Genomic DNA, 5,742 nt, shown 5'->3' with positions numbered 1-5,742 from the left:
CGTTACCGGTGCGTTTGCCTTTGCCGCGGTCGGCAAGGCCCTCGAGAAGTTGACGGCTCCCCGGAGCTGACCCTCAGCGAACCCCGGCAACGATTCGCAAGGCGGCTTCCAGACGGTCGAGGTCCTCCTCGGCGCCGAGGCACAGCCGCAGGCCGACGGCGTGCTCACCATCGGCGGCGAGGGGCTTCGAGGGCGTGACGCGTACGCCACGCGCTAGCGCTCTCGCCTCGATCTCGGGCGCGTTTCCGCAGGGCAGCCACGCATGCAGTCCGTTTGCCGTGACCAGGTCGCCGCCGAGGGTGGCGCGGGCGAGTCTGTTGCGTTCGGCCATCCGCCCGGCAAGGGTCGCCAGTAGTTCGTCGGCGGTGCCATCCGCCATCCAGCCGGCGACGACGGACGGAAACAGGGCGGGCAGTCCATCGGTGGCGAGCCGTATCGTCGACGCCGCGCGCTGGTGGCTCGCGTCATCCGGAAGCAGCAACCAGCCGACGCGAAGTCCGGGCCCGAGCACCTTACCGATACCGCCAACATCGCCACCGCGGCGATGTCGCGCCGACGTGCCAACGGCATCGTCGAGGTGGTCGGGTTCTGCAGCGTGGGTTGCACGTACAGGCAGCGCGCGCCGGTCGTGTCGGCCAGGCGTTCGAGTTCGGCCGGCAGCATGCCGTCGCTATCCATGCCCACGCCGGCGACGTGAATGCCACGCGCCTSGGCGCTGGCCCGGAAGCCATGATAAGTGGACGATTCCACGAGGAGTGTGTCGCCGGGCGCGCAGGCTTCGTCCAGGGCGAGGGACAAGGCATGCCTCGCGCCGAGGGTGACGATCAGGCGGCGGGGGTCGACGACGACGTGGCCGCAGCGTCGGCGCATCCAGCCGGCGATCGCTTCGCGCGTGCCCAGACTGCCTTCCATCGATGGGTAGGCCAGCAGTGCTGAATTGACGGGAAAGACGGCCAGGGCAGCGGCCAGACGCTCCGCGGTGGCGTCTCGCAGCGGGAGGTTGACGGCCAGGTCGTAGTGGGCGTTCATCGAGCCATTGTAGGTGGCAGCGGTTACGCTTACGTCATGTGGTGCGTTTATCTCATCGAATGCCGCAACGGCGCCTGGTATGYGGGGATCACCAACGATCTGCCCGCGCGCTATGCCGCGCACGTCGCCGGGAAGGGTGCTCGCTACACGCGGGCCAATCCACCGGTACGCCTGCTCGGTTCGCGCGCCTTCGCCGACCGCTCCGCCGCCTCGAAAGCCGAGTGGGCGGTGAAGCGCTTGCCCAGGGCACGGAAACTCGCATGGTTGAACGAGGGCGACAGCGTGCCCTCGCACCCCACGTCGACCGCCGATAACGGCACAATGTGACCGAAAGCACCGCCACGACGCAGGAAAAGCATTTGCAAACGCGCTTCCACACCAAGGTGACGCAGGACTGGCAGGACTGGATTCGCGATGCCCTCGCCTCAGGGAACGCGCCGGCCGACCTGCTCCTGACCATGAAGGAAAACCAGTTCGACGAAGGCGTGGCCCGCGAGGCCATCGTCACCGCGTTGTTCGGGAGCGCRGTAGCCCCGGTGGCGGCGCACGCCTCGGCCCTGACACCGTTCCACGGTCGGCTGGCTGAGGGCCACGTGCTGCATACGCCCGATCGCGACGTTCGTGTCCTGCTGCGGATCGCTCGACCGACCATCGCCGTGCTGGATGGTGTGCTCAGCGACGAGGAATGCGATGCGTTGATGCACATGGCCGTCCCGCGGCTCGAGCGCTCGGCGGTAGTGGGTGTCGCTGACGGGGTGAACACCGTCATGGACATCCGCACCAGCGATGGCGCGTATTTCCAGCGCGCCGAGAACGAGCTGATCCGCCGTATCGATGCGCGTACTGCGGCGATCATGCGCTTGCCCGAAGACCGCGGTGAAGGACTTCAGGTGATGCGTTACGGCCTGGGTGGCGAATACCTGCCGCACTTCGACTACTTCGAACCGGGCGAGAAGGGCAGCCAGCCGCACCTTGCTACCGGCGGCCAGCGCGTGTCCACGCTGATCATGTACCTGCACGACGTCGAAGCCGGTGGGGAAACAATCTTTCCGCGCATTGATTTCAGTTACGTGCCGCGCAAGGGCCAGGCCCTGTACTTCGAGTACACGGACGCCGATGGCTCGCTCGATCCGCTATCCCTGCACGGCGGTGCGCCCGTGCTTCGGGGGGAGAAGTGGATCGTGACCAAGTGGATGCGCGAGCGCGCCTTCCCCGGCTGAGTTTTCTTCCCCGACCGTGACCTCTGGCCTATATCGGGCCGGGGTCGCAGCCAGCAATCTCGCGGGATAACAGGGGAGGGTGGATCCATGCGCCGTAAGGCAGCCAGAGTCGTTCGTTGCGTTGCGGTGGGCGCGTTATTAAGCGCCGCCGCTGCCTGGGCCCAGAATGGGGTGCCTCCGCCGCCTGCCGCGACACCTGCTGCGACGCCTGTCCCGGCGTTTCCCGCCGAGATTCCGTTTGCGTCGCCACACGCCGCCTCCGTCAGGACGCCCAGCGCGACGACGGCCTGGGGCGGTCCTCGCACCGGCAGTGAAGCGACGTTGTCCGACCGCGTCGTGTCGTATCGCATCCAGGCCCGTCTCGATCCCGAGAAGCACACGGTCGACGGCCAGCAGCAGCTGACCTGGCGCAATCGCAGCGATCGGCCGGTGAACGCGGTGTTCCTGCATCTTTACCTCAACGCCTTCGAGGGCCAGGGCAGTACCTTTTTTACCGAGCGTGGCGTGCTTGCCGCCCACGGCGGCTCACGCGGCATCGCCGAGGTGAAGAAAGGCGAGTGGGGTCACATCGACCTGGGCGGTATCGATCAGGACGGTGCAGCGCTGAAGTGGCGCTATGTGCATCCGGACGGCGGTCCCACCACCGATCACACCGTCGTTCGCGTCGATCTCGCGCAGCCGGTGCCCGCGGGCGGCAGCGTCACCCTCGACATGAACTTCCACAGTCAACTGCCACGCGTGATCGAGCGCACCGGCTACGTCGGCACGTTTCATCTGGTCGGTCAGTGGTTCCCGAAGATCGGCGTGCTCGAGCTGCCGGGTGAGCGCGGGGCCACGGAGCCGCGCTGGAACGTGCACGAGTTCCACTTCAATAGCGAGTTTTACGCGGACTTCGGCGAGTACGACGTCCACATGACGGTGCCCAAAGACTACGTCGTGGGGGCCGTGGGTGAGCAGCAGGGCGATCCCACGCCGGAAGGTAACGATCTCAACTGGCATTTCATCCAGGCGGACGTGCATGACTTCGCCTGGATGGCCGCCCCCGGTTACAAGACGCTCGACGGCGAGTACACCGGCCCGGGCAGCCCGAGGGTCAAAGTCCGCGTGATCTACCCGGCCGAGTATGAAGGGGACGCCAAGCCGGTGCTCAAGGCATCGATCGACTCGATCGCCTATTTCTCGCAGACACTCGGCGCGTATCCGTACAAGACGCTGACCGCCGTCGTGCCGCCGTTCAACGCGAGTGAAGCGGGCGGCATGGAGTATCCGACGTTCTTCACCGCCGACAACTACAGTCCGGTTGCGCCGAAGACCTTGAACGAATTCCTGCTGGATTTCGTGACGATCCACGAGTTCGGACACGGCTATTTCTATGGGCTTCTGGCCTCGAACGAGTTCGAGGAGCCAATGCTCGACGAGGGGCTGAACGAGTATTGGGATGGACGCATGCTGCGCGAGCGGAACCAGCTGGTCTACCTCACGACACCGATGTGGAAGTTCTTCGGCGTCGAGGCACCCATGGGCGGCTTTATGCTCGAGCGCATGATGGCCACGTTGGCGCATCCGGCGGATCCACTCGGCCAGAATTCATGGGACCGCTTGTCGAGCTCGGCTTACGCCACGGTGTATTCGCGCACGTCCACGGCCATGCACGATCTCGAGGAGCGCCTGGGCAAACCGGTGATGGAGAAGGCCTTCCGCGACTACTACGCCACCTGGCATTTCCGTCATCCCTCGATTGCCGATCTCCAGGCGAGCCTCGCTGAATCGTCGGGCAAGCCTGCCGTCGTGGCCCAGGTCTTCGAGCAGTATGTGTATGGCACCGACACCGTGGACGATCGCGTCAGCGATATCGCCAGCGACGAAGTGCTCCCACTGGCAGGTACGTCGATCAAGGACGGCAAGCGCGTCGAGTTGAGCAACGACGATAACGACGAAGCCATCGAGAAACAGCGCAAGAATTGGGAGAAAGCTCATCCCGATGCAAGACCGGGCACGGGCCCGTTTCCATGGAAGACCACGGTGACCGTGCGTCGCGACGGTTCTCAGGTGCCGCAGATACTGAAGGTGACGTTCGCCGACGGCTCGGTGGACACCGTTCGCTGGGACGACGACCGTCGGTGGGCGCGGTTTGTCTTCACCCGACCGGTCAAGGCTACCTCGGCCGAACTCGACCCGGAGCGCAAGATCTATCTCGACGCGAACAAGCTAAACGACAGTCGCACCGTCGAAGAAAATCATGCCGCCTCGAACCGTTGGGGTTCGGACTTTGCCGCCCTTCTGCAGGGTATCTACACCATGCTGGGGACGCTATGAACAGCCATTCCAAACGTTCGGCTTTCGCAGCCATCGGTCACGGCGCCGTCGGCGGCCTTCAATGGCGCCTGTTGCTGCTGTGGATACTCATCTCGCTGTTGCCGACGCTCGTCGTCGCGCTGCCGCTGTGGAGCACGCTCGATACGCTACTGGGTCATTCCGTCCACGCCGAGGCCTGGGCGAAGCATTTCGACGGACTGATGTTCGGCGATGTCTTCGTTGCGCTGAACCGCGACAATCCGTGGATGGGCATGGCCTTCGTCGCGGGTGTGATCCTGACGCTGGCCGTTTCGCCCTTTCTCACGGGCATGGCCGTGGCCGGTGGACGTGCCGGGCGTGCATTGAGTTTTGGTGGCCTGCTACAGGGCGGCGCGACCGAGTATGGCCGCATGCTGCGCATGCTGTTGCTGGCCTTGATTCCCTATGGCCTGTTCGCCGTCGTGGCGAAAGCGGCATCGTCGTTCGCGGACGACAAGATCGATACGGCGCTCCTTCCCGCCACGGCCGACATGTACTCGCATGGTGCGCTTGCCGTCGCCTTGCTGTTCTTCGTAATCGCACAGGCGGTGGTCGAATCGGCGCGTGCCCAGTTCGTTGCCGATATCGGGCTGCGTTCGGCGTTCCGGGCGCTCGGTCGCGGATTCATGCAGTTCGTTCGGCGTCCGTTCGCCAGCTTGCTGGTCTACCTCGTGATCACTCTCGTCGGCATGGCGCTGGCTGTATTGATCGCGGCGTGGCGGGGCCACACGGTGGCGGTGGGAGGCGGCCTCTTCGTCGCGTTCCTGATCGTGCAGGCGGGCGTGATCGTGATTGCGTGGATGCGCACGGCGCGCTTGCTCGCCCTGGCGGGCATCGCTGCGGTCAATCCGGCACACCGCCGCCGTCGCACGGATTTCGCGCCGGCCCTTTGATGGCGGGCGTTGCCGCCGTGCGTGCGATCAGCTCGCGCGGCGGACTTCGCGATGGGGCGGGTAGTAAGCGAACAGATGCGTCGCGCCGCCGAGGAAATCGATGTTGTCGATGTGCTCGCCGCCAAGACGCTCGGCCACATGGTCGGAGRCTTCGTTGCCGATGCGCACGAGACTGATCACGCGCTGCGCGTGCATCTCGTTCCATGCAAACGCGAGGATGGCTTCACCGGCTTCCGTGGCGTAGCCGTGATGACGGTGTTCCGGCT

General features: G+C 65.2%; 6 protein-coding genes and 1 pseudogene. 4 read left to right on the top strand and 3 right to left on the bottom strand.

Annotation, left to right across the window (positions count from 1 at the left end; genetic code table 11):
* Window positions 1–73: 73 nt before the first annotated feature.
* Together AC1DSN_RS17980 and AC1DSN_RS17975 are read right to left on the bottom strand one after the other, a co-directional pair.
* Complete coding sequence (locus tag AC1DSN_RS17980; RefSeq protein ID WP_477332008.1) at window positions 74–511, bottom strand: hypothetical protein; 438 nt, start codon at window positions 509–511, stop codon at window positions 74–76.
* Window positions 512–591: 80 nt separating this feature from the next.
* Window positions 592–1,029, bottom strand: a pseudogene (locus AC1DSN_RS17975) (aminotransferase class I/II-fold pyridoxal phosphate-dependent enzyme); the annotation flags it as partial.
* Between the two features lie 36 nt (window positions 1,030–1,065).
* On the opposite strand from AC1DSN_RS17975, the gene AC1DSN_RS17970 reads away from it, so the two are divergent.
* The 4 genes from AC1DSN_RS17970 (at window position 1,066) to AC1DSN_RS17955 (ending at window position 5,476) form a co-directional block, all read left to right on the top strand.
* A complete protein-coding gene (locus AC1DSN_RS17970; RefSeq protein ID WP_477332006.1) occupies window positions 1,066–1,356 on the top strand; it encodes a GIY-YIG nuclease family protein in 291 nt (96 codons plus the stop codon).
* Window positions 1,353–2,249, top strand: coding sequence for a 2OG-Fe(II) oxygenase (locus AC1DSN_RS17965; protein WP_477298597.1), 897 nt, complete (start codon window positions 1,353–1,355; stop codon window positions 2,247–2,249). Before AC1DSN_RS17970 ends, AC1DSN_RS17965 begins: the two co-directional genes overlap by 4 nt.
* An 87-nt stretch (window positions 2,250–2,336) precedes the next feature.
* Complete coding sequence (locus tag AC1DSN_RS17960) at window positions 2,337–4,565, top strand: M1 family aminopeptidase (RefSeq protein WP_477332004.1); 2,229 nt, start codon at window positions 2,337–2,339, stop codon at window positions 4,563–4,565.
* Window positions 4,562–5,476, top strand: coding sequence for a hypothetical protein (locus AC1DSN_RS17955; RefSeq protein ID WP_477332002.1), 915 nt, complete (start codon window positions 4,562–4,564; stop codon window positions 5,474–5,476). Before AC1DSN_RS17960 ends, AC1DSN_RS17955 begins: the two co-directional genes overlap by 4 nt.
* A 27-nt stretch (window positions 5,477–5,503) precedes the next feature.
* Here the strand turns inward: AC1DSN_RS17955 and AC1DSN_RS17950 are convergent.
* Window positions 5,504–5,742 (bottom strand): GNAT family N-acetyltransferase (locus AC1DSN_RS17950; RefSeq protein WP_477332000.1); only part of this gene is annotated, 239 nt, incomplete at its 5' end.

Source organism: Luteibacter sp. P4_D7_3 (genome assembly GCF_056401735.1).
Note: the sequence above shows the minus strand (reverse complement) of the source record. Positions and strands in the feature narration are given on the sequence as shown.

Excerpts from the sequence above, each read along its gene's own strand:
- AC1DSN_RS17960 (WP_477332004.1), top strand. The coding sequence starts at position 2,337 with ATGCGCCGTAAGGCAGCCAGAGTCGTTCGTTGCGTTGCGGTGGGCGCG.
- AC1DSN_RS17955 (WP_477332002.1), top strand. The coding sequence starts at position 4,562 with ATGAACAGCCATTCCAAACGTTCGGCTTTCGCAGCCATCGGTCACGGC.